This is a genomic window from Pseudomonas sp. BJa5, from assembly GCF_030272875.2.
Taxonomy (GTDB): Bacteria; Pseudomonadota; Gammaproteobacteria; order Pseudomonadales; family Pseudomonadaceae; genus Aquipseudomonas.
The window spans coordinates 1-208 of sequence record NZ_JALRNG020000275.1 but is presented as its reverse complement, the minus strand read 5'-3'; the positions used below and the strand labels follow the sequence as shown (position 1 = coordinate 208).

Genomic DNA, 208 nt, shown 5'->3' with positions numbered 1-208 from the left:
TGAACGGTTTTGGTGGTAATGACCTGCTCGATGGTGGCAGTGGTTATGACTATCTCTTTGGCGGCCAGGGCAACGACTCATTGCTCGCGGGCGACGACAGCAATGGCAGTTATCTTGTGGGCGAGGAGGGTGATGACGTACTGACCGGCAGCAGCGGTGTGGACACCATGTTCGGTGGCAGTGGCAACGACACGCTCGAAGGCGGTAG

At 58.2% G+C, this 208-nt stretch carries 1 protein-coding gene; it reads left to right on the top strand.

The features are described 5' to 3' along the window. Positions 1–208: calcium-binding protein (locus M2D63_RS26270; protein ID WP_405310953.1), on the top strand; the 208-nt coding region annotated here is incomplete at both ends.